This window comes from Janthinobacterium kochi, assembly GCF_051380715.1.
GTDB lineage: Bacteria > Pseudomonadota > Gammaproteobacteria > Burkholderiales > Burkholderiaceae_D > Janthinobacterium.
Map to the genome: position 1 here is coordinate 456,645 of NZ_JBNYXO010000004.1, position 20,960 is coordinate 477,604.

Genomic DNA, 20,960 nt, shown 5'->3' on the forward strand with positions numbered 1-20,960 from the left:
TATGACCCCATCTTTCCTGCCCTGCCCTCGGCCCTTCCCCGCTCCCGTCCGTTCCCGCCTGGCTGCTGCCGTCGCCGGCGCCCTGCTGCTTGGCGCGGCACCCGTCCTGGCACAGCAAAACCAGCCGCTGGCCGGCAGCGCCAGCGCCGTCCATGCCCTGCAGATCGCCGCCGGCCCGCTCGATGCGGCGCTGGAACAGCTGGCGCGCACGGCGAACCTGACGCTCACCTACCAGGCGGGCGAGGTGCGCGGCCTGCGCACGGCCGGCCTGGCCGGCCATTACAGTGCCGCGGCCGGCCTCGATGCGCTGCTGGCCGGCAGCGGCCTGGCGGCGCTGCAACTGGCGCCCAACGATTTCGTCCTGCGCCCGCTGCCCAGGGCGGCAAACGCGGCGGCCGATGGTGCACAGCAACTGGCCGAAATCACCGTCACGGCCGGCGGCGTACCCGCGCTGGAGACGGAAGGCAGCGACGCGTATGCGGCGGCATTGGCCGGCACGGCCACGCGTTTTACCCTGTCGCCACGCGAAACGCCGCAATCGCTGACCGTCATCACGCGCCAGCAGATGGATGACCAGGGCGTCCTCAGCCTGGCCGACGTGCTGCAACAGACGCCAGGCGTGACCGTCTCGCACGACGATACGGAGCGCTATAACTACTATGCGCGCGGCTTCAGCCTGAACAGTTTCCAGTATGACGGCGTGCCCACCTTCGATTTCAGCACCAATTCGAACGGCCTGGGCATGCGCGACATGGCCATCTACGACAGAGTGGAAGTGGTGCGCGGCGCGAATGGCCTGATGAGCGGCGCCGGCAGCCCGGCCGGGGCCGTCAACCTGGTGCGCAAGAAACCCACGCGCCAGTTCCAGGCGTATGCGCAGGCGGGCCTCGGCAGCTGGGACCGCTACCGCGCGGAAGCCGATGTCTCCGGCCCCCTGAACGAAGACGGCTCCGTGCGCGCGCGCCTGGTGGCCGCCCACCAGGAGCACGGCTCTTACATCGACTATTACCAGCAGGACAAAAGCGTCGTCTACGGCGTCATCGAGGCGGATTTGACGCCGCGCACGCGCGTGCTGGCCGGCATCGACTACCAGAAAATCGATTCCAAGGGTTCGTCCTTCGGCCAGAATCCCCTGTTCTACACGGATGGCAGCCGGACGCGGTTCTCGCGCACCTTCAACCCCGCCGCGCGCTGGACGCACGCGGACAGCACCAGCACGCGCCTCTTCGCCGCCGCCGAGCACCTGTTCGACAATGGCTGGCAAGTGAAGGCGGAAGCGAGCCACTGGAAGGGCGATACGGACCAGTTGCAAGCGAACATCATCAGCTGGGGCCCCTATCCGGATTCAGCGACGGGCCTGGCCACCGTGCAGCGCGGCGCAAAAACCTATGCCATCGACAGCAATTCGCTCGATGCCTACGCGACGGGACCGTTCCAGTGGCTGGGCCGCCAGCATGAACTGGTGCTGGGCGTCAACGCCAGTCACCGCAAGTCAGACTACGTGGCTTATCGCGGCGGCAATGTGGAAATCGATTACCGTCACTGGAACAACAACGTGCCCCTGCCATCGAGCATGGCCGTCAGCCAGACGCAACAATACAGCTTCAAGGAATACGCGGCGTATGGCGCTGCCCGCTTCAAGCCGGCCGATGGCTTGTCGCTGATCATCGGCAGCCGCCTGAACAGCTATGAACGCACGGGCGAGCTGATCTACGGCGTGGGCGACACGGGCCGCGACGACGCGAAGGAAAAACACCGGCTGGTGCCGTATGCGGGCGCCGTCTATGACTTGAGTGGCACGTATTCCGCCTACCTCAGCTATGCCAGCATCTTCGAGCCGCAATCGGTCAGCGACGCCAATGCCAGGGCGCTGCCGCCCACCACGGGCAAATCCTGGGAAAGCGGCATCAAGGGCGAGTTTTTCGCGCGCAGACTGAACGCCAGCGTGGCCCTGTTTCATATCGAGCAAGACAACCTGGCCGATTACGTGGGCACGGACGCCAATGAACGCGAAGTCTACCGGCCCATCGACGGCACCACCACGCGCGGCGTGGAACTGGAAGTGGCAGGCCAGCTGTTGCCCGGCTGGCAAGTGCAGGCGGGAGCGACGTTCAGCCGCCCGCGCGACAAGGATGGCCAGCGCATCGATACGACGCGCCCCGAACGCAGCTTCAAGCTGGCGACCAGCTACCGCCTCAGTGGCGACTGGCGCCGCTTGAGCGTGGGAGGCAATATCAACTGGCAAGGCCGGACGTATTACCACACCGTCCTGGCAGGCGACGTGCCGGCGCGCGCCGACGAAGGCAGCTTTGGCGTGGCGGGACTGATGGCGCGCTACGAGTTCAGCAAGCGGCTCAGCGCCGTGCTCAACATTAACAATGTCTTCAACAAGCGCTATTACAGCGGCTATGGCCTGTACGGCAGCGCCTACTATGGCGATCCGCGCAACGCGCAGCTGACCGTGCGGGCCAGCTTCTAGCCGGCATAGGCCCGCTTGATCTCCTCGATGTCGATCTTTTTCATGCCCATCATGGCTTTCATCACCCGCCCGGCCTTGACGGGATCGGGGTCGGTCAACAGGCGGATCATGATGGTGGGCACGATTTGCCAGGACACCCCGAACTGGTCCTTGAGCCAGCCGCACTGCTGCGCTTCCGGCGGCCCGCCTTCGGACAGCTGCTTCCAATAGTGGTCGACCTCGTCCTGGGTTTCGCAATTGACCTGGAACGAGATGGCTTCGGAAAACTGGAACAGGGGGCCGCCATTCAAGCCCGTAAACGTCTGGCCATCGAGTTCGAAGGCCACCGTCAGCACGCTGCCCGGCGCCTGGCCGTGGATTTCCCTGCCTTCCTCGCCATAGCGCAGGATCTGGCCGATCTTCGAATTGGGGAAAATTTCCGTATAAAAGCGGGCCGCCGCCTCGGCGTTGCCGTTGAACCATAAACATGGGCTAATCTTTTGTACGCTGTGCATGATGTCTCCCTTGGCCGAACCAGGTACGCCTTCCCGCGCGGGTAGGATAGCTATCAATATAGTCACTAGTGCACGGCGCCGCCAGTGAAGAAGCAGCCGTCAGGGCTGCGCTCCAAAATCCTGGTCCTGCAATTGCTCCACCAGAAAATCGATCAACACGCGCAGGCGCGGCGGCAGGTGGCGGCTGGCTGGCCACAGCAGCCAGAAGGCCGTGCACGCCTGCGTATGCTCGTCCAGCAGCGAAACCAGTTGCCCGGCCGCCAGCTCGCGCTGCACGGCAAAAGCAGGCAGGTAGGCGATGCCCTGCCCCTGCACGGCCAGGAAGACGCGCATTTCCACGCTATTGCTGACCATGCCGGACGCCGGCTGGGCTGCCTCGTCCAGCAGCGGCCATGCTTCCAGGCGGCCCGTGGCGGGAAAACGGTAGTCCAGGCGAGCGTGGCGCAGCAGCGCGGCGCCATCGGCGGGCCGTCCATGGCGCGCCAGGTAGGCGGGCGACGCCACCAGCAGGCGGCGGAAGGTGCATAGTTTGCGCCGCATCAAGCTTGAATCGGCCAGCTCGCCCGTGCGCACGGCCGCGTCAAAACCGTCGCTGACGATATTGACCATGGCGTCGGAGAAATCGAGGTCGAGGTCGATGGCGGGATAGGCTTGCATGAAGGCGCCGATGGCCGGCTCGAACAGGCCGCTGTAGCGTGGCAGGCTGAGGCGCAGGCGGCCGCTGGGCGCGCCGCTGGCCTCGCACAATTCCCGCTCGGCCGCTTCCACCTCCGCCAGGATGCGCTTGCAGCGCTGCAAGAACTTTTCCCCTTCGGCCGTCAGCGCCAGATGCCGCGTGCTGCGCTGGAACAGGCGCGCGCCCAGCCGCGCCTCCATCCGCGCCACGCTCTTGCCCACGGCCGACGATGACAGCCCCAGCAGCCGGCCCGTGGCCGAAAAACTGCCGCTGTCGGCCACCTGCACGAACATGGCGATGCCGCCCAAGCTATCCATGTGATTCCCAATTGAAGACATTCTTGTCCGATATGTTCGGCAGTTTAGCCCATTTTTCTTCAATGACGGGCGCGCCATACTCGCCGCTCCTTCTTTCCGAGCCGATCCCATGTCCTCACCCTCACGTCTTTCACTCCCCCTGCAAGTGCTGGCCGCTTGCCTGACGGGCTTGCTGATCCCCCTGTGCTTCACGGGTCCGGCCGTGGCGCTGCCCGCCCTCGGCGCCGAATTGCACGGCAGCGCCGCCGCCCTGAACTGGGTCATCAATGCGTATATCCTCAGCTATGGCAGCGCCATGATGGTGGCCGGCAGCCTGACGGACGTGCTGGGCCGGCGCCGCGTCTGGCTGGCGGGGCTGGCGCTGTTTTGCGCCGCGACCCTGGCCATCGCCATCACGCCCTCGGTGGCGTGGATCGCCGCGCTGCGCTTCGTGCAGGGCCTCGGTGGCGCGGCCGCGTTCGCCGCCGCCATGTCCTCGCTGGCGCCCCTGTTCCACGGCGCGGCGCGCAACCGGGTGATGAGCATGCTGGGCACGACGTTCGGCCTGGGCCTGGCCTTCGGCCCGCTGGCGGCCGGCGCCATGCTGGCGCTGGCCCGCTGGCCCGCCATCTTCTATGCCACGGCTGCGCTGGGCGCCATCAGCATGCTGCTGGTATGGGGCAGCGTACCGTCCGATCCTCCGCGCGGCAAGGGGCGGCTGGACTGGCCAGGCGCCCTCAGCTTCAGCGCCGCGCTGGGTCTGCTGACCGTCGGCATGCTGCTGGCGCCCGAACACGGCTGGCGCAGCAGCGCCGTGCTGCTGTCCGTCGCCGCATCCGCGCTGCTGTTTTGGCTTTTTATCGCGGTCGAACGCAGGACGGCGCTGCCCCTGCTGGATTTATCGCTGTTCCGCCAGCGCCGCTTTATTGCCGTGCAAGTGCTGGCCGCGTCGCCCGCCTTCCTGTTCATCGTGCTCATCGTCATGCTGCCGGGGCGCTTCATCGGCATTGATGGCGTGTCGCCGCTGGCGGCGGGCCGCCTGATGATCGCCCTGGCCGCGCCGCTGCTGCTCGTGCCCATGCTGGCGGCGCTGCTGTTGCGCTGGGCCCAGGCCGGCACCGTGTGCGCCGCGGGATTGCTGCTGACGGCGGCTGGACTGGTCTGGCTGGCGCAGGTGCTGGGCGGCGGTGGCGCTGACGCGCTGGCCGGCCCCCTGCTGCTGATCGGCGTGGGCATCGGCTTGCCGTGGGGCTTGATGGATGGCATGGCCTTGAACGTGGTGGAAACGGAGCGGGCCGGCATGGCGACGGGCATCTTCAATACCGTGCGCGTCAGCGCCGATGGCGTGGCGCTGGCCTTGGCGGGCGCCATGCTGGCGGGCCTGATCGGCGCGGGCCTGGCGCGGCAGCTGCCCGCCGATCTGCCCGTGCTGGCGGCCGCCAGCCGCGCCGCGCTCGGTGATATCCAACAGGCGACACAGCTGCTGGGCGGCCAGGAAGCGCTGCTGCGCGCCAGCTATGACGCTGCCTTCCGACAGTTACTGCTGGGCCTGGCGGTGCTGGCCGTGGCGCTGGCGGCGCTGGTGCCGTACTTGCTCAGGAAGGAAGAAAAGCACCTAACAAAACCGTAGCGAGCGGAGGGTAGAGGTGGTCGAGAAGCGCAACCGTACTAGAGTACGGGGGCGCCGAGCTGGTGAGCATCGCAGGCCGCCTATACCGACGCGCAGTAGGTTTTGGAAGGTGCTTTAGGCGTCGAGGCCGTAGAACACGGCAACGAGGACGGCGATGTTATTGCAGGCGCGGGAAAATATCGTCGTCGCATAGGCAACGGCCACACTGGGGGCGCGGTAGCGCAGGTAGACAAAGCTGAACATGGCGCCCGAGCCCAGCGCGACGATGGCGTGCAGCAAGCCGCCGCTGATGAAATGCACGATGGCCCACAGGATGGCGCCGATGAAAATACTCAACTGGCGGCTGGCGCCCAGGCGCCTGAGGATTTCCAGCGGCAGCAACTGGCCCAGGAAGGTTTCCAGGATGGGCGAATAGATGACGACCCAGAACACCAGCAGGGACAGCGACATTTCGCGCTTGAACTTGGCCAGGCCCGTGTGCGCGCCCCAGTATTCGGGCGGCAGCAGCCATTTGGTGACAAACAAAATGGCAAAGCACAGCATGCAGGTGAGCAAACCCCAGCCCAGGCCGGCGAGGGCCAGCTGCAGCACGGGCGGCGCCGGTTTGTCGTCGTCCGGGCTGGAGAGATCGTGGCTGCTGCGCACTTGCATGAGTCGTCCTGACGGTGATCCAGCTCTCATTGTAGCGCGTAATAGGACTATTGGCGCATGGCTGGTGACGCGCCGCGCTGGTGCACTATCGGCCTCAGGCCGCCAGGCGCAGGGGAGCGTTGGCCGGCTGGGCCAGTTTGAAAATCCCCACTTCCTGTTCCAGCTGCGCCGCCTGCTGCTGCAACTCGTGCGCGGCGGCGGCCGCCTGCTCCACCAGGGCCGCGTTTTGCTGGGTGACGCGGTCCATGTCGACGATGGCACGGTTGACTTGCTCGATGCCGGCGCCCTGCTCCTGGGTGGCATGGCTGATCTCGGCCATGATGCCCGTCACCCTGCCGATCCCGGCCACCACCTCATGCATGGTGGCGCCCGCCTGCTCGACGAGCACCGTGCCCGTGCCTACCTTGCTGACGGAATCGTCGATCAAGGCCTTGATTTCGCGCGCGGCGGCGGCGGAGCGCTGCGCCAGGCTGCGCACCTCGGTGGCGACGACGGCGAAACCGCGCCCCTGTTCACCGGCGCGCGCCGCTTCCACGGCCGCGTTCAAGGCCAGGATATTGGTCTGGAAGGCGATGCTGTCGATCACGCCGATAATGTCGACGATCTTGTTTGACGAGGCATTGATCAAGCCCATGGTGTGCACCACTTCGGCCACGGCCTTGCCGCCCTGCTCCGACACGGTCGACGCTTCGCGCGCCAAACGGTTCGCCTGCTGGGCGTTGTCCGCATTCTGGCGCACGGTGGAAATGAGTTCTTCCATCGATGAGGCGACCTCTTCGAGCGAGCCGGCCTGCTGTTCCGTGCGCTGCGACAGGTCGCGGTTGCCCGAAGCGATCTCGGTCGAGGCCGTGGCGATGCTTTCCGTACCGTGGCGCACCTTGCCGACAATGGCGGCCAGGTTGTCGCGCATGGTCTTGATGGCGAACAATAAACTGCTGTCGTCGCCGTCGCGCGTGTGCACGTCGATGGCCAGTTCACCGAGCGCGATGCGCCCGGCGATCGAGGCCGCATATGCCGGTTCGCCGCCGAGCTGGCGCAGCAATCCCCGCGTGATGACGGTGGCCACCGCAATGCAGATGAGCACGCTGAGCGCGGCCAGCACGCCGATCCAGCGCAGCGACTGGCCATAGATGGCGCGCGCGGCCACGCTGGCCTGCTCCGATTCGCGCTGCACGTTTTTCAGGACGGCATCGATGTCGGCGACGATCTGGCGCCGCAGGGGGCTGCACTCCTCGACGAGGAAGGTGCCGTATTGTTCCATCTGTCCCGCCGCGCGGAACTGGCGCGGACGCTGCAGTTCCTGCGCCATGGTTTTCAGGCCAGTGCTGACTTTCTCGAATTGGGGATCGCCGGCGAACTGCGGCGCCAGCCTGGCCAGCGCGTCCAGGTACAGCGCCTTCTGGCTGTCGAGGATGGCCAGCTCTTTTTCGGCGGCCGCCTGGTCATGGAAGATATACGCGTTGCGGGCGGCCAGGCCCGTCTGGTCGAGCGCTTCGCGCGCCACATACAGGGGTTCGAGTTTTTCCAGTTGGACGTTTTCTTGCGCGTTCATGGCGCCAGAGATGGCGCCGATGCGCACCAGCGCGAAGGCGGCCAGCACCAGCATCAGCAAGACCAGCAGCCCGAAGCCTGCGCTCAGGCGCGCGCCTATCGTCAAACGATTGAATGACATCATTGTTGTTCTTGCCCTGTATAAAGTTGATTTTTGCCGGTTCTGCTAGAACCGGCGATCTGCTCACCGTCACTTGCCGATATTGCGTAGAGAGCAATATCAGTATCCAACTGGCGTTTTTTGGGCAGTCAGCTTCTAATTTCGGGCAATGCAGGCGTGCGGCAGACTCCCCCACGCCATACAACAGCACACTGAATTATAAGCGAACAGCGTTATGGATGATTCCACGCGCTCACTTTTAATGCTTTGATGCAAGTCAAGGGGCGTCGATGACGGCCATGGTGATGCGCGAGATGCAGCACAGTTTGCCGTCGTCGTCGACGATGCGGATTTCCCACACCTGGCTGCTGCGGCCCCGGTGTATCGGTGTGGCGCGCCCCGTCACGTGGCCGCCGCGCACGCCGCGTACGTGGTTGGCGTTGATTTCCTGTCCCACGCTCACGTGCCGGTGGCTGTCCAGGCAGGCATTCGCGGCCATGCTGCCCAGGGTTTCCGCCAGCAAGACCGACGCGCCGCCATGCAGCAGCTTGAACGGCTGCATGGTGCGGTGGTCGACCGGCATGGTCGCTTCGATCCAGTCGGGGCCGAAGGCCGTAAATTCGATGCCCAAGTGGCGCATGGCCGTCCCTGCACTGGCGGCGTTGAGCGTGGCCAGGTCCAGCGGTGCGTGCCAGATTTCCATTGTTACCTCGGATAAGTGTGGAGAAAAAACCATTGTAGGGCAGCTGGCGCGCGCGCGCTGCTTCATCTTTCCTTCACCGTGGCACGGGGTGGCGGTGGCATTAACTGGTTATAATTGCCCCATTCTTAAAAAACGAGGTTGTGTATGAAGTGGGCCTTGCTGGGCATTTTTGCGTTTTCTGTTTTACATATTCATTTTCGTGGCAAGGTACGCCTGCCGTTTCGCCGCCAGATCTTCGATCACTCCTCGTTCATGGCGCCGCTGAACCTGTTCATGCACACCTTTTCCAAGGTACCGGCCACGCCATATCTTTCCGTCGATCAATTTCCGGAACTGGCGCCGCTGCAGCAGAACTGGCAAATCATCCGCGATGAAGCGCTGCGCATGCAGGAAATGAAAAAGATCAAGGCGGCTGAAAAAAACAATGACGTGGGTTTCAATTCCTTCTTCAAGTATGGCTGGAAGCGTTTCTACCTGAAATGGTATGACGCGAACCACCCGTCGGCACAGCAAATGTGCCCGCAAACCTATGCGCTGCTGCAATCGATTCCCTCGATCAAGGCGGCCATGTTCGCGGAACTGCCGCAAGGCGGCAAGCTCAACCCGCACCGCGACCCGTTCGCCGGCTCGCTGCGCTACCACCTGGGCTTGCAGACGCCCAACGACGACCGCTGCTTCATCGACGTCGATGGCGAACGCCACAGCTGGCGCGATGGCCAGGCCGTGATGTTCGATGAAACGTATATCCACTGGGCCCGCAACGATGCCGACAGCGACCGCATCATCCTGTTCTGCGACATCGAACGCCCGATGCGCTACCGCTGGGCGCAAGGATTGAACCGCTGGCTGGGCCGCACCCTGATGACGGCCGCCGCCTCGCCCAACGAACTGGGCGACCAGGTGGGCGGCGTGAGCAAGCTGTTCCAGATTTCCTGGACCATGGGCCAGTACCGCCGCCGCTTCAAGGCGTGGAACAAGACCGCGTACCAGCTCACCCGCGTGGCGCTCGTCGTGGGCGTCATCGCGCTGATCTACTTCATCTAGCAACAGTTCTTGCCTGTTTGATCAAACCGCCTTCGGGCGGTTTTTTTTATAGGGCAATGCCACTAACCAGGAGAATGTTAAAAAATGAGCGAACGCAACCGCCAGTACGATATCCAGATCGGCGATGAGACATGGATCGAGTTCATCAGCATTGACGGCCGCTACGACCAGGCGATCGACATCGATGCCCTGCTGGATGGGCTATGGCCGCTGATCTGCCGCCTGGAAACGCATTGCGTGGCCGGCTGTTGCGGCATGGATGCCTACGATTTCACGCGCGAAGGTGTCGCTACGGCGCTGCTGGAACTGGATCGCGCGCACATGCATGCCGCCTGCGTAGCGGCCAAGGCTGCCGTAACGGCCGCTGCCAGCGATATATTGACGAGCGCCGCGATGAATCACTTTGCCGATAAACGCGTGTTCCTGCAATTGCTCGAGCATCTGGACGAGTGCATCGTCGCACAGGATCGCGCAGGGGCTTGACCTTGCCAAGGCAGGAAGGTCCAAGGTGACGGTATTCAAGAACTCAAGGAGAATCCCGCATGCCAATAATCACCGTCCTGCCCCATCCCGAGCTGGCCCCCAACGGCGCCGTGTTTGACGCGCCCGAGAAAATGAGCATTTGCGACGCCTTGCTGCGCAATCAGATTGACATGGAACATGCCTGCGGCCAGGTGGGCGCCTGCTCCACCTGCCACGTGGTCGTGGTGCAGGGTTTCGACTCGCTCAATGCACTGGGCGACAATGAAGAAGACATGCTCGACCAGGCCTGGGGCTTGCAGCCCCACTCGCGCCTGTCGTGCCAGGCGCGCCTGGCCCAGGAAGACCTGACGCTGGAACTGCCCAGGTACACGCTGAACCACGCCAAGGAATAGTCCCTGGCGCGCTTGCCTGCTTACCTGACCATGCTTACCACATGATCACGCGCTGCTCGGGTGGCAGATACATCGGGTCGCCCGGCTTGATGCCGAACGCTTCATAGAAGCCCGGCTGGTTTTTGACCGTGCCCTTGGCGCGAAATTCGCCCGGCGAATGCGGGTCGCTCTTGATCTGCGCGATCGCCGCCTCGGGACGCAATTTCGCGCGCCATTTCTGCGCAAAGCCGATGTACAGGCGCTGTTCGCCCGTCAAGCCGTCGATGACCGGCGACGGCTTGCCACCGAGCGAACGCTGGTACGCCTTGTAGGTGATCGACAGGCCGGAATTGTCGCCGATGTTTTCGCCCAGGGTCAGTTCGCCATTGATGTGGTAGCCGGGCACGGGGCTGTAGGCGCCGTATTGCTTGACCAGCCCGGCGGCCAGCGCCTTGAAGGCCGCGCGGTCCTGCGCCGTCCACCAGTTGCGCAAGCGGCCCTTGGCGTCATATTGGCTGCCGGAATCGTCGAAGGCATGGCTGATTTCATGGCCGAAGGTGATGCCCAGCAAGCCGTAATTGACCGCATCTTCCGCTTTCACGTTGAAAAATGGCGGTTGCAAAATCGCCGCCGGGATCGTGATGGCATTCAGGGCCGGGCTGTAGCTGGCGTTGACGGTTTGCGGCGTCATCGACCATTCGTCGCGGTCCACAGGTTTGCCCAGCTTGTCCAGGTTTTGCTGGCGGCTCCATGCGCGCGCGGCGCGCACGTTGGCGATCAGGTCGTTCGGCCGCGTCCGCATGCTGCTGTAGTCGCGCCAGGTGTCCGGGTAAGCGATCTTCGGCTTCAGGGCGGCCAGCTTGAGCTGGGCTTCCTTCTTGGTTTCCGGGCCCATCCAGTCGAGCTGCTCGATGCCATCCTTGAACGAGGCGACGAAATTGTCGAACATCGCCATCACGCGCGGCTTCGTTTCCGGCGGCAGATACATGTCCACGTAGCGTTTGCCGACGGCATCGCTGATGGCGTTGTCCGTGAAGCGCAGCGCCAGTTGCCACTGCGGTTCGCTTTGCGGCACGCCGCGCAGCACCGTGCCGTCGAAGGCAAAACGCTCCTTGACGCTAGCGCTGTCCAGGTAGGAAGCATAGCTTTCGATGATGCGCCAGTTCAGATAGCTCTTCCACGATGCCAGCGGCACGGCGGCCACGGTTTCGGAAAACCCTGTCATGAAGCTGGGCTGGCGCACCACGGCCGAGGATGCCTTTTTCGCCAGGCCTGCGGCGGCAAAGTAGGCTTTCCAGTCGAAGGCCGGCGCCAGTGCGTTGAATTGGTCGAAATCGACGCGGTTGTACGATTTGACGGGGTCGCGCATCTGCACGCGCGTCCACTGCACCGCCGCCAGACGCGTTTCGATGTCGACAATTTGCGCCGCGTGGTCGGCTGCGGCCTTGTCGCCGCTCATGGCCAGCATGGTTTCGATATGCTTGAGGTACTTGGCGCGCACGGCTTGCAGCTTGGCGTCGTCGTCCTTCAGGTAGTAATCGCGGTCAGGCAAGCCCAGGCCGGACTGACTGATGTTGACCGTGTAGCGCTCGGGGTCTTGCGCATCGGGCGCCACATAGGCGGAAAACGGCGTGGCGACGCCATTGCCTTGCAGGTAAGCGAACAGCGCTGGCAAGTCTTTCTTGTCTTTTACAGCAGCGACGCGGGCCAGTTCGGCGCGCAGCGGCTTGAAACCGGCCGCATTGCGCGCCTTGTCATTCATGAAGCTCGTGTACAGGTCGGCAATCTTGTGCGCCTCGCTGCCGGGCTTGCCGGGATTTTTCAGGGTGGCGTCGATCAGGCCGCGCAGCTGGCCTTGCGCGATTTCGCGCAATTCGATATACGTGCCCCAGACGGATTTGTCGGCCGGGATATCCGTATTGCGGGTCCAGACGCCGTTGACGTAACCGTAGAAATCATCCCGGGGGCTCACTGCCGGATCCAGGGTTTTCAGGTCGATGCCGGAGACTGGCGCGGCGACGGCAGCACCTTGCTGTGCGTGCAGCGATGGCGAAGATAAGGCGAGCAAGGCGCAGCAGGCGGCGCTGATGAGTGAGCGTTTCACGAAGATTCCTTTAATTGTTTTCACTTCATGTTGGAGAACATGCTTTGTCCAGGCATGCGAGGCCGGATTATAGTCGGCCTGCCTGCGGGACAACAATGACAATTGAACAATTCCGGAGATCAGCGAATCAGGAGATCAAATAGATCCAGGCCTTTTTTATCCTGATTTTTCAGCATGTCCGCAAGCGAACCCGGCGTTGGCCCGCCATTGCCGGCGGCGTGATTGAAATAGTTAAAATCGAGCTTGATCTTGTCTTCCAGGTCGCTCGCATAATTGGCCGGATATGGCGACTGTTCCAGCTGCGGCAATGTATTGAAATGCGCGAGCACCGACTTGAAGAAATTGGTCATCTTGCCGGTGGTATTGTATTCCTGCATGGCTTGCGCCACGACCTGGGTGCGCCAGGCCTGTTCTTCATCATAGGCCTGCGTAAAGGCGGCGCGCCGCTCGTTGATGGTGAATGTGCCGCTGTCATCGTTCGAAATGGCGGACAATTGCTCACGTGATAGCCCGGCAAACGGATTGGGGCCCTTCCTGTCGACAAACGCTGTGGCGGCGGCAGCCGACTTTGCCGCTGCCGCATCATTTGGTTGCGGCACCTGCTTTGCGGCGGCCGCCTTGTGTTCGGCGTCCAGCGGATACAGGATGTCGGTGGTATTGTCATTCACCCACGCGCCCAGCGTAGCGTGGTCGTAGCCCCGGATGGTGGCGCTGACGGCCGTCGCGGCCGCCGACAAACGCCCTGCCAAGGTCGAGATCACGACATCGTCCGCCACGGCGCCAGCGCCGGCCGGCGCCTGGGTTGCCTGGGCCTTGTCCGATGCAGCCTTGCCTGATGACACCTTGCTGCCTTCCGCGGCAGACAGTGCCCCGGGTTGGATTCCCGCCGTGCTGATATTGACCATTGCCCGCCCCTGGATAAGTAAATGTTACTATATAAGTAAATATTACTATAGCACAACAAATGTTCAAGCCTGAGCAAGGCAATGGAGCAACTTGATGCAGGAATGCAGATTCAATATTTTTGGCACGCTGATTGCCGTCCGGGGGAATCCGGGAGCATGGCGCGCATTCTATCTCGGCACGGAAGGCAAGCGCCGGCCCGCCGATTTCATTATTCCGGACGATATTCAAGCTGATGCGCTGTGCGAATACCTGGCAGACCTTTTGCACGAAGAGGCGACGCCGCGCAATAACACGGCCACGCAAATCAGCTCGCGCGCGTTCGAGGCCTAGCCTATTTCACCGGCTCGAACGTCACCGTCAACCCATTGCCCGTAGTCCTGATCTGCGTCGGCACGAATTGCACGCCCGCATAGCGCAATTCATCGGGCTTGAAGGTGTAGATCGGCGTTTCATGCATGAGCTGGTCGGCCACCAGGCTGGCCACCTTGGCGAACTGGCGCTGCTGCGACTCGTCCATGCCGTCGATGCTTACCTTGTCCACGCTCGCTTCGCTCAGGTAGACGGCATTGCGCTGGGCGTCGAGCACCAGGCGGCCCGACATTGCCAGGCTACCGCGCCAGCTCTGGCGGATGAACGGTGGCAAGACGCTGGCGTCCACGCTGAGGGCGACTCTTTCGCGCTCGGGCTGCAAGGACAGTTGCGGGTGGGTGAGCTTGACGTCCAGCACGGACAGCACCCGTTTATCGATGGGAAAGCGGCGCTCCAGGCCTTGCTGCATCTTGCTCAGCGACACGTTTACGTCACGCGGGCCAATCAGGGTGGAACACGAAGCCAGCACAGTACAGGCGAAGGCAGCGATGGCGGCGGTTTTCAGCAAGGGACAAAAAGCGGTCACATTCATGGATAGTCTCGATGGAAAGATGGCGCCATCTTACACATGCGCCAGCTTCAACACAAACGGCGCCCGGCTTGCGGCGGGCGCCGTTTGAGTACGTCAACGTCTTAATGCACGAACAGGGCGATCAGTATGATGATGGGCAATGGAATGCCCAGCAGCAGCAAGAGGATGGAACGCATGGCACTCTCCTAGATTGAAATGGATGATTTAAATGGTCACATGGCGCAGCACGCGCTCATGGTCGCGCTGGCGCCCGCCAAAGGTAGCCGCCAGGCTGGCGACGAAAGCGCCCAGCAGCAAGGCGACGAACATCCACAGGGCCGTGTGGGCACCGGCTTTGCGTGCCGTGTCAGCCGCTTGCTGGGCGGCCGCCTTGGCATCGGCGGCGGCCTTTGCGGCGCGGGCGTAGACGGCGTCGACGCGCGCTTCCGCTTCAGCTTGCGTCATGCCCGTGCGGCTGGCCACGATCTGACCCAGGTAAGCGCGGTCATCGGCGGCCAGGCTGCCGGTGGACAGGCTTGTTGCGAAGATCTTGCCGATTTCCATGCGCTGGTCGGCGACAGTACTGCCCGCCTCGCCCGTACCAGCCGCTGGTGCGGCGCGCAGCAGCATGTCCGAGAAATAATCGAGCGGATTGGCGCTGCCCTCGCCCGCCTTGGCGCCAGCCGCTGCGGCCGGGCCAACTGCCGCCGCCACGCCGCTGCCCGCGTCGATGGCGCCGCTGAGCACGGCGCGCGTGCCGCCGGCCAGTACGGCCACGGTGATCAGGGTCGCCACGGCCCAGGCCAGCAAACCGTGCGCCGTATCGCGGAAATGCACCTCATCCGTGTGGATGGCACTCCATTTTACGCGCAGCCGGCCCGCCATGTAGCCGCCGATGCCGGATGCGGCCAGTTGCATGAAGGCCAGCCAGGCGATGGTCGACACGCCGATGGCCGTGGCGTTGAACGACCACGGCGACACGGACGACAGGCCGAGGCCAACGCCGAGGATCAGCAAGATGAAGGACAAGGCGGCCGCAGCGGCAGCGCCCGCCAGCACGGCGCCCCAAGATACGCCCGGATTGTTCAGGTCCGACATGGACAATGGTGTAGCTTGCATGAAATACTCCCTTGGTTGGTAATTTTATGGCGCTCAGGCGGCGCTGCCCGTCAGCTGTTCCTTGCGCGCGGCCATTTCCCGGCCCAGCGCATCGAGGTCGACGGCCGTATCGCGCACTTGGGGAAACATGTCGCCCTCTTCTTCCTTGACGTGGTGTTCAATCTGCTCGGACAGCACCTTGACCTTGGCGTCGTACAGGTCGTCGGCGGGATCCATCGCGGTAATTTGCGCGATGAGCTCCTTGGCGCTCGCGTGCTCGACGACGGCTTCATCCATCAGGTCGCCATCGTGGATGGGACGGCGCACGGCCGGATAGAAGATTTCTTCTTCCAGCTGCGTGTGCACGGTCAATTCCTGGCAGATCTGGTCGGCCAGCTTTTTCTTGGTTGCAAATGAGCGGTCGCTCAAGCCTTCATATTGGGCAAACAAGGCTTTGACGGCCTTGTGGTCCTGCATTAATAAACTGATCGCATTCATGGCGCCTCCTTGTTGTGGATGAGGCAAGGATGCGCCATAGCGGCGCCAGCGTATGTGCGACGCCTTACACAATCTTGATATTGAGTGACTGCCTACTTGATGCCGTGGTGGCCCATCAGGTCGTACAGGGTGGGCCGGCTCACGCCCAGCAGCTCGGCCGCGCGGGCGATATTGCCGTCGGCCCGCGCCAGCGCGCGCACCATGACCTTGTATTCGGCCGCTTCGCGGGCCTGGCGCAGGTTCAGCGGCTCATCCTGGGACACCGCCTGGGCGCTGGCGGGCAAGCCCAGGTCGTCGGCCGCGATCTGCGGTCCGTCGCACATGATGACGGCCCGCCTGATGCAGTTTTCCACCTCTCGCACATTGCCGGGCCAGCCATAGCTTTCGATCAGCTGCAGCGCGCCTGCGCTGAAATGCAGGCTGCCGCGCCCTTCGCTGGCGCAAAACTTGTTCTTGAAATGGTGGGCCAGCAAGGCGCAATCGCCGGCCCGCTCGCGCAGGGGCGGAATGCGCAAGACGATTTCGCTGAGACGGTAGAACAGGTCTTCGCGGAAACGCCCCAGTTCCGCCAGCGCTTTTAAATCCTGATGCGTGGCGCAGACGATGCGCACGTCGACGGCGATCTCGGCGCGCCCGCCCACCCTTTCGATGACTCTTTCCTGCAGGAAGCGCAGCAGTTTCGCCTGCAAGGCCATCGGCATGTCACCGACCTCGTCGAGAAAGAAAGTACCGCCGTGGGCCAGTTCGATCTTGCCCAGGGTTTGCCGCGCCGCGCCCGTAAATGCCCCCCGCTCATAACCGAAGAGCTCGCTTTCCAGCAGGTTGTCGGGAATCGCCGCGCAGTTGATGGCAACGAAGCGCTGCGCGTGGCGGCTCGACAGCGCATGCAAGCCCCGCGCAATCAACTCCTTGCCGCTGCCCGAGTCGCCCAGCAGCATCACGCTGGCCGACGAGGGCGCGACTTTTTCCACGTTGCGGCACAGTTTCAGCATGCCGGCGTCGCGGCTGACGATGCCGGCAAGCGGCGAGTCCGCCTGCGTCTGCAGCATGCGGCGGTTTTCCTGTTGCATCGCGTGCAGGTAGAACGCACGGGCGATGACCAGGCCCAGCATGTCGGCATCGAACGGTTTTTGGTGAAAATCGTAGGCGCCCAGGTCGATGGCCTTTAACGCATGCGCCCGCTCCTGGTTGCCCGAGAGGATGATGACCTTGGTGTCCGGCGCCAGCGCGAGGATGTGCTGCAAGGTGGCCAGGCCTTCCGTGGCGCCGTCCGGATCGGGCGGCAAGCCCAGGTCCATCGTTACCACGGCCGGCTGATGGCGGCGCAACAGCGCCAGCGCCGCCTCGCGCTCGCCCGCCAGCAAGACCTCATAGTCGTCAAAACTCCAATGCAGCTGCTTTTGCAGGCCGGGATCGTCTTCGATGACCAGCAGTTTCTGTTTCGCCATGCGTATGCACTCCAGTCAGCGGGTAGAACAGCGGAAATCTGGGGTATGACCCGGCGGGTCAGACCCCATGGCCGCATGCAGCGGCAGGATCACGCGAAACGTCGTGCCCACTTGCGGCTCGCTGCGCACTTCCAGGCTCCCGCCCACTTCGCGCAGGTATTCGCGGCTTTCGAACACACCGATGCCCATGCCTGCAGTCTTGGTCGTGTCAAACGGTTTGAACAGGCGTTCGCGGATGAATTGTTCGCTCATGCCCTGCCCCGTATCGTCGAGTTCGACCACGGCCGTGTGCTGCTCGCGCCGCAACCGCACGGCCACCTTGCCATCGCTGGCCGTGGCCTCGATGGCGTTCTGGATCAAATGGCCCAGCACCCTTTCCAGACGCGCGCGGTTGGCCAGCACCGTCAGCTCGCCATCGACAATTTCCAGTCGGGGCGCCGGCGCCAGGCTGGCCTTGGCTGCCACGGCCTGGCGCAGCAAGCCATCGAGCAGCAGCGGCGCTGGCGCTTCCGGCGCCTCGCCGCGCGCCAGCTTCTGCAGCAAGGTCTTCATTTTCTGCACGGAATGGTCGAGCGTGCCCAGCATGTCTTCCTGGAAGGCGGGATTGGCGCGGTGCTTTTCGGCATTGCTCAACAACAAGGACAGCTGGAACACCAGGTTTTTGAGGTCGTGCACGATGAAAGTGGACATGCGGTTGAGCGAATCGAACTGGCGCGCCACCGTCAGGGTATCGAGCGATTCGCGGTGCGCCAGGTAGCTGGCGGCCTGGCTGCCGGCAATTTTCAGCACGTCGCGGATTTCCCAGTTCAAGCCGATACGCGTGCGGGGCCGCGCCAGCGCGACAAAGGCGAACAGCTGGCCATGCAGCATCAAGGGCACCAGCAGCCACACTTGCGGCAGCGCCAGCAGCGCCGGCGGCAACTGCAAGCCGCCGTACTGGCGCGGGTTTTGCTGGCAGTCGGGCACGTCGATCACCCATAGTCTTTCCTCCAGGAACTGGCACAGGCTGCCGGAGGCCGGCTCGCTCCACGTGCTCGGTGGCCAGTTCCAGCTGGCGGCCGGCGCGAACAGGCCAGGCTCGCGCAGTATCCACAGCGCACCGGCGCGGCTTTCCACCAGCTGCGCCATGGCCTGTATCGTGCGTTCGCCCAAGGCCGGGCCATCTTCGGACAAGGCGCGTGTAAATCTCAGCCATTCCTCGCGGTAATCGAAGATGGCATTGTAAAAATGCTTGTTGATGGTGACCTTGAGCTTGGCGCGCAGGCTGCCGGAAAACAGCACGCCCGCCAGCAGCAGGGCTGCGCCGCCCAAGTAGGCCATCTGCATGAATGAACCCCAGGTGCCGCCGAAATAGCGCAAATAATAGGCGCTGGCCGCCATGGCCAGCAAATAGATGGCCGAACCCAGCAAGGCGGCCGAGCGGTACAACATCTGGCGCGAGACGGACAGGCCCAGCGCCCAGCCCGGATTGCGCGCTGCCGACACGGCCAGCAGCGGCGCGCACAGGGCGTCGACGATGCCGCGCGCGGCCCAGATGTCGTCGTTGACCGCGCGAAACAGCAAGGCGTCGCTGTACAGATAAAAGTCGTAGGCAAACAAGCCGCCCACGCCCAGGCAGGCAAACTTGATGCCCCAGCGTTTCAGGGGCGGCGTATTGCGGTACCACTGTTCCACCAGCAGCATGCCCAGCACGGCCAGCAGCAAACGGCAGACACTGGCGATGATACGCGCCGGCAAAGGCAGCGCCAGCCAGGAGGAAGCCAGCGAGAACAGCCAGGGCGCTAGCGCCGTGAGGGCGATGCCCACAAGCACCAGGCGCAAGCGGGGACGCGACGGTTCGATCAGCAGCAGCAAGAAGACCAGCCAGGCCAGCGTGCGCAGCAACTCGAGCGCATCGCCGGCCAGCGCGATGCGCTGCCCCAGTAGCACCAGCACCACCGTGCCCGTGGCCCAGCCACCCGTCGCCAGGCAAGCCACCAGCAAGGCGCGCACGTTTTGCCGCGCGCGCCAGTTGCTGATGAGCAGCAGTGCCAGCACGAAGAAGGCCAACGACGCCAGGCCATGGCTGAGGGCAGCCGCGTCGGCCGCCGCCAGCCAGTCTGCCTGCGCCCCCATCATCGGCTGCCCTTGCCAAACAGCACCACCTGCACCGTGTCGAGCAGGATCAGCAAGTCGAGGAACAGGCTATTGTTTTTCACATAATACAAATCGTATTGCAGCTTCTTCACGGCATCGTCGACGGAGGCGCCATATTGATAGCGCACCTGCGCCAGGCCCGTGATGCCCGGCTTGATGCTGTGACGGATGTTGTAGTACGGCACCTGCTGCTTGAGTTGCTCGACAAAATACGCGCGCTCGGGGCGTGGCCCGACAAAACTCATCTCGCCGCGAAACACATTGAGCATCTGCGGCAACTCGTCGATGCGCAGCTTGCGGATCAGCTTACCCACCCGCGTGATGCGCGCATCATTGGTCAGCGCCCAGATGGGCTTGCCGTCGCGCTCGGCATCGCAGCGCATGCTGCGAAATTTCAGCACGTTAAAAGGCAAGCCATCGCGCCCCACCCGCTCTTGCTGGTAAAACACGGGGCCGCCGTCTTCCAGGCGGATGCACAGCGCCGTCACCAGCATCACGGGCAGCGCCGCCAGGCAGATGACGCTGCTGGCCGCCAGGTCGAACAAGCGCTTCGAGGCGGCGCGGACAAAACTCTGGTCGAAGCCACCGCCATAGATCAGATAGCTCGGTTGCAAGGAATCGATGCGAATCTGGCACGCTTCGCGCTCGAAAAACGTGGCCGCGTCGATCACCTTGACGCCGCCCAGCGCGCATTCCAGTAGTTGCTTGGCAGGAAACGCGCCATTGCGCCGGTCGCTGACGGAGACGACGATCTCATGCGCAGCATGGCGCTGGGCCATGGCCAGCAGCGAAGGTTCGGCCGGCAGCAAGGCCGAGGCCGGCACGCAGCATTGCTCACCAGCCACATCGATGCAGCCGACCACCGTAAACTGGTGGAAACCGATCTTGCTGGCGGCCAATTCCATGCATTCGCGCGCCAGCGCCCCGCCGCCCACCAGGATCAGCCGGCCTTCCATCAGCGCCGATTGCGAGGATTTGAACACCACCAGGCGCGCCAGCAGCACGCCGATGGCGCCCAGGCCGAAGATCAGCACGCTGCCGCGCCCGAAATGCAAGGCCGGAATGAAGCGTATCAGCACGCTGAGCACAGCAAAACCCAGCGCGAACGACGGCAGGATGCGGAGCAAGGTGTTGCGGATGTCTTCGCGCGAGCGGTGCTGGTACATGCCCAGCGCACTCATGCTCAGCACGATGACCAGTGCAAAGATCGCCGACGACAGATAGACCTCGCCCACGCGCAGCACGCGGCTGCCGTCCGCCAGCCACAGCATCGATGTCAGGGTGGCCGACAGCAGCAGGATCAGGATTTCCAGCAACAGCAGGATAAACGCTGTTTTCGAGACATAATGGCTGAAGATGCGGATCATGGTTCCTCCTGCGGCAAAAAGCATCAGGCCGCGCACAGGGCGACT

At 63.5% G+C, this 20,960-nt stretch carries 19 protein-coding genes; 6 read left to right on the forward strand and 13 right to left on the reverse strand.

What is annotated here, in order from left to right; translation table 11 throughout:
* Window position 1: 1 nt before the first annotated feature.
* Window positions 2–2,479 (forward strand): TonB-dependent siderophore receptor, encoded by a 2,478-nt coding sequence (locus tag ACQ4WL_RS12485; protein WP_436510037.1) that lies wholly within the window; start codon window positions 2–4, stop codon window positions 2,477–2,479.
* On the opposite strand, the gene ACQ4WL_RS12490 is transcribed toward ACQ4WL_RS12485, so the two are convergent.
* On the reverse strand, window positions 2,476–2,973 hold the full coding sequence (locus ACQ4WL_RS12490) for a VOC family protein (RefSeq protein ID WP_436510038.1): 498 nt from the start codon (window positions 2,971–2,973) through the stop codon (window positions 2,476–2,478). The two genes, ACQ4WL_RS12485 and ACQ4WL_RS12490, sit on opposite strands and share 4 nt — an antisense overlap.
* Before the next feature lie 99 nt (window positions 2,974–3,072).
* Complete coding sequence (locus ACQ4WL_RS12495) at window positions 3,073–3,966, reverse strand: LysR family transcriptional regulator (RefSeq protein ID WP_436510040.1); 894 nt, start codon at window positions 3,964–3,966, stop codon at window positions 3,073–3,075.
* 109 nt (window positions 3,967–4,075) lie between these two features.
* On the opposite strand from ACQ4WL_RS12495, the gene ACQ4WL_RS12500 reads away from it, so the two are divergent.
* Window positions 4,076–5,575, forward strand: coding sequence for an MFS transporter (locus ACQ4WL_RS12500; RefSeq protein WP_436510041.1), 1,500 nt, complete (start codon window positions 4,076–4,078; stop codon window positions 5,573–5,575).
* A 114-nt stretch (window positions 5,576–5,689) separates the two neighbouring features.
* Here ACQ4WL_RS12500 and ACQ4WL_RS12505 read toward each other — a convergent pair whose 3' ends face one another.
* From ACQ4WL_RS12505 to ACQ4WL_RS12515, 3 genes are all read right to left on the reverse strand, one after another.
* Window positions 5,690–6,226, reverse strand: coding sequence for a hypothetical protein (locus ACQ4WL_RS12505; protein WP_436510042.1), 537 nt, complete (start codon window positions 6,224–6,226; stop codon window positions 5,690–5,692).
* A 94-nt stretch (window positions 6,227–6,320) separates the two neighbouring features.
* Window positions 6,321–7,901: a methyl-accepting chemotaxis protein gene (locus tag ACQ4WL_RS12510; RefSeq protein WP_436510044.1), complete on the reverse strand. Its 1,581-nt coding sequence runs from the start codon at window positions 7,899–7,901 to the stop codon at window positions 6,321–6,323.
* 253 nt (window positions 7,902–8,154) lie between these two features.
* Window positions 8,155–8,580: a hotdog fold thioesterase gene (locus ACQ4WL_RS12515; protein WP_436510045.1), complete on the reverse strand. Its 426-nt coding sequence runs from the start codon at window positions 8,578–8,580 to the stop codon at window positions 8,155–8,157.
* 144 nt (window positions 8,581–8,724) lie between these two features.
* On the opposite strand from ACQ4WL_RS12515, the gene lpxO reads away from it, so the two are divergent.
* The 3 genes from lpxO to fdx all read left to right on the forward strand — a co-directional run bounded on the left by lpxO (window position 8,725) and on the right by fdx (window position 10,499).
* Entirely contained in the window at window positions 8,725–9,624 is a 900-nt protein-coding gene (gene lpxO / locus ACQ4WL_RS12520) for a lipid A hydroxylase LpxO (RefSeq protein ID WP_436510046.1), read from the forward strand.
* 84 nt (window positions 9,625–9,708) lie between these two features.
* Entirely contained in the window at window positions 9,709–10,107 is a 399-nt protein-coding gene (locus ACQ4WL_RS12525) for a DUF6331 family protein (protein ID WP_436510047.1), read from the forward strand.
* Window positions 10,108–10,166: 59 nt separating this feature from the next.
* Window positions 10,167–10,499 (forward strand): ISC system 2Fe-2S type ferredoxin, encoded by a 333-nt coding sequence (gene fdx / locus ACQ4WL_RS12530; RefSeq protein ID WP_436510048.1) that lies wholly within the window; start codon window positions 10,167–10,169, stop codon window positions 10,497–10,499.
* 34 nt (window positions 10,500–10,533) lie between these two features.
* Here fdx and ACQ4WL_RS12535 read toward each other — a convergent pair whose 3' ends face one another.
* Both ACQ4WL_RS12535 and ACQ4WL_RS12540 read right to left on the reverse strand, forming a co-directional pair.
* Complete coding sequence (locus ACQ4WL_RS12535; protein ID WP_436510049.1) at window positions 10,534–12,582, reverse strand: M13 family metallopeptidase; 2,049 nt, start codon at window positions 12,580–12,582, stop codon at window positions 10,534–10,536.
* Window positions 12,583–12,701: 119 nt separating this feature from the next.
* A complete protein-coding gene (locus ACQ4WL_RS12540) occupies window positions 12,702–13,424 on the reverse strand; it encodes a hypothetical protein (protein WP_436510050.1) in 723 nt (240 codons plus the stop codon).
* A 157-nt stretch (window positions 13,425–13,581) separates the two neighbouring features.
* Here ACQ4WL_RS12540 and ACQ4WL_RS12545 point away from each other — a divergent pair, with 157 nt between their 5' ends.
* Window positions 13,582–13,818: a DUF7661 family protein gene (locus tag ACQ4WL_RS12545; RefSeq protein ID WP_436510083.1), complete on the forward strand. Its 237-nt coding sequence runs from the start codon at window positions 13,582–13,584 to the stop codon at window positions 13,816–13,818.
* Between the two features lies 1 nt (window position 13,819).
* Here the strand turns inward: ACQ4WL_RS12545 and ACQ4WL_RS12550 are convergent, their stop codons facing one another.
* The 6 genes from ACQ4WL_RS12550 to ACQ4WL_RS12575 form a co-directional block, all read right to left on the reverse strand.
* The gene (locus ACQ4WL_RS12550; protein ID WP_436510051.1) at window positions 13,820–14,389 is read right to left on the reverse strand and encodes a DUF1439 domain-containing protein; all 570 of its coding nucleotides are present in this window, start codon (window positions 14,387–14,389) and stop codon (window positions 13,820–13,822) included.
* Between the two features lie 204 nt (window positions 14,390–14,593).
* Window positions 14,594–15,487: a hypothetical protein gene (locus tag ACQ4WL_RS12555; protein ID WP_436510052.1), complete on the reverse strand. Its 894-nt coding sequence runs from the start codon at window positions 15,485–15,487 to the stop codon at window positions 14,594–14,596.
* A 33-nt stretch (window positions 15,488–15,520) separates the two neighbouring features.
* Window positions 15,521–15,964 carry a hemerythrin domain-containing protein gene (locus ACQ4WL_RS12560; RefSeq protein ID WP_436510053.1) on the reverse strand — a complete coding sequence of 148 codons (444 nt, stop codon included), beginning with the start codon at window positions 15,962–15,964 and terminating at the stop codon, window positions 15,521–15,523.
* A gap of 92 nt (window positions 15,965–16,056) precedes the next feature.
* Window positions 16,057–17,412, reverse strand: coding sequence for a PEP-CTERM-box response regulator transcription factor (prsR, locus tag ACQ4WL_RS12565; RefSeq protein ID WP_436510054.1), 1,356 nt, complete (start codon window positions 17,410–17,412; stop codon window positions 16,057–16,059).
* 15 nt (window positions 17,413–17,427) lie between these two features.
* Complete coding sequence (gene prsK / locus ACQ4WL_RS12570) at window positions 17,428–19,530, reverse strand: XrtA/PEP-CTERM system histidine kinase PrsK (RefSeq protein ID WP_436510056.1); 2,103 nt, start codon at window positions 19,528–19,530, stop codon at window positions 17,428–17,430.
* Window positions 19,527–20,915: a TIGR03013 family XrtA/PEP-CTERM system glycosyltransferase gene (locus tag ACQ4WL_RS12575; RefSeq protein ID WP_436510057.1), complete on the reverse strand. Its 1,389-nt coding sequence runs from the start codon at window positions 20,913–20,915 to the stop codon at window positions 19,527–19,529. The genes prsK and ACQ4WL_RS12575 overlap by 4 nt, the downstream gene beginning before the upstream one ends.
* Between the last annotated feature and the right edge of the window lie 45 nt (window positions 20,916–20,960).

Excerpts from the sequence above, each read along its gene's own strand:
- ACQ4WL_RS12485 (WP_436510037.1), top strand. The coding sequence starts at position 2 with ATGACCCCATCTTTCCTGCCCTGCCCTCGGCCCTTCCCCGCTCCCGTC.
- ACQ4WL_RS12490 (WP_436510038.1), bottom strand. The coding sequence starts at position 2,973 with ATGCACAGCGTACAAAAGATTAGCCCATGTTTATGGTTCAACGGCAAC.
- ACQ4WL_RS12495 (WP_436510040.1), bottom strand. The coding sequence starts at position 3,966 with ATGGATAGCTTGGGCGGCATCGCCATGTTCGTGCAGGTGGCCGACAGC.
- ACQ4WL_RS12500 (WP_436510041.1), top strand. The coding sequence starts at position 4,076 with ATGTCCTCACCCTCACGTCTTTCACTCCCCCTGCAAGTGCTGGCCGCT.
- ACQ4WL_RS12505 (WP_436510042.1), bottom strand. The coding sequence starts at position 6,226 with ATGCAAGTGCGCAGCAGCCACGATCTCTCCAGCCCGGACGACGACAAA.
- ACQ4WL_RS12510 (WP_436510044.1), bottom strand. The coding sequence starts at position 7,901 with ATGATGTCATTCAATCGTTTGACGATAGGCGCGCGCCTGAGCGCAGGC.
- ACQ4WL_RS12515 (WP_436510045.1), bottom strand. The coding sequence starts at position 8,580 with ATGGAAATCTGGCACGCACCGCTGGACCTGGCCACGCTCAACGCCGCC.
- lpxO (WP_436510046.1), top strand. The coding sequence starts at position 8,725 with ATGAAGTGGGCCTTGCTGGGCATTTTTGCGTTTTCTGTTTTACATATT.
- ACQ4WL_RS12525 (WP_436510047.1), top strand. The coding sequence starts at position 9,709 with ATGAGCGAACGCAACCGCCAGTACGATATCCAGATCGGCGATGAGACA.
- fdx (WP_436510048.1), top strand. The coding sequence starts at position 10,167 with ATGCCAATAATCACCGTCCTGCCCCATCCCGAGCTGGCCCCCAACGGC.
- ACQ4WL_RS12545 (WP_436510083.1), top strand. The coding sequence starts at position 13,582 with ATGCAGGAATGCAGATTCAATATTTTTGGCACGCTGATTGCCGTCCGG.
- ACQ4WL_RS12550 (WP_436510051.1), bottom strand. The coding sequence starts at position 14,389 with ATGAATGTGACCGCTTTTTGTCCCTTGCTGAAAACCGCCGCCATCGCT.
- ACQ4WL_RS12555 (WP_436510052.1), bottom strand. The coding sequence starts at position 15,487 with ATGCAAGCTACACCATTGTCCATGTCGGACCTGAACAATCCGGGCGTA.
- ACQ4WL_RS12560 (WP_436510053.1), bottom strand. The coding sequence starts at position 15,964 with ATGAATGCGATCAGTTTATTAATGCAGGACCACAAGGCCGTCAAAGCC.
- prsR (WP_436510054.1), bottom strand. The coding sequence starts at position 17,412 with ATGGCGAAACAGAAACTGCTGGTCATCGAAGACGATCCCGGCCTGCAA.
- prsK (WP_436510056.1), bottom strand. The coding sequence starts at position 19,530 with ATGATGGGGGCGCAGGCAGACTGGCTGGCGGCGGCCGACGCGGCTGCC.
- ACQ4WL_RS12575 (WP_436510057.1), bottom strand. The coding sequence starts at position 20,915 with ATGATCCGCATCTTCAGCCATTATGTCTCGAAAACAGCGTTTATCCTG.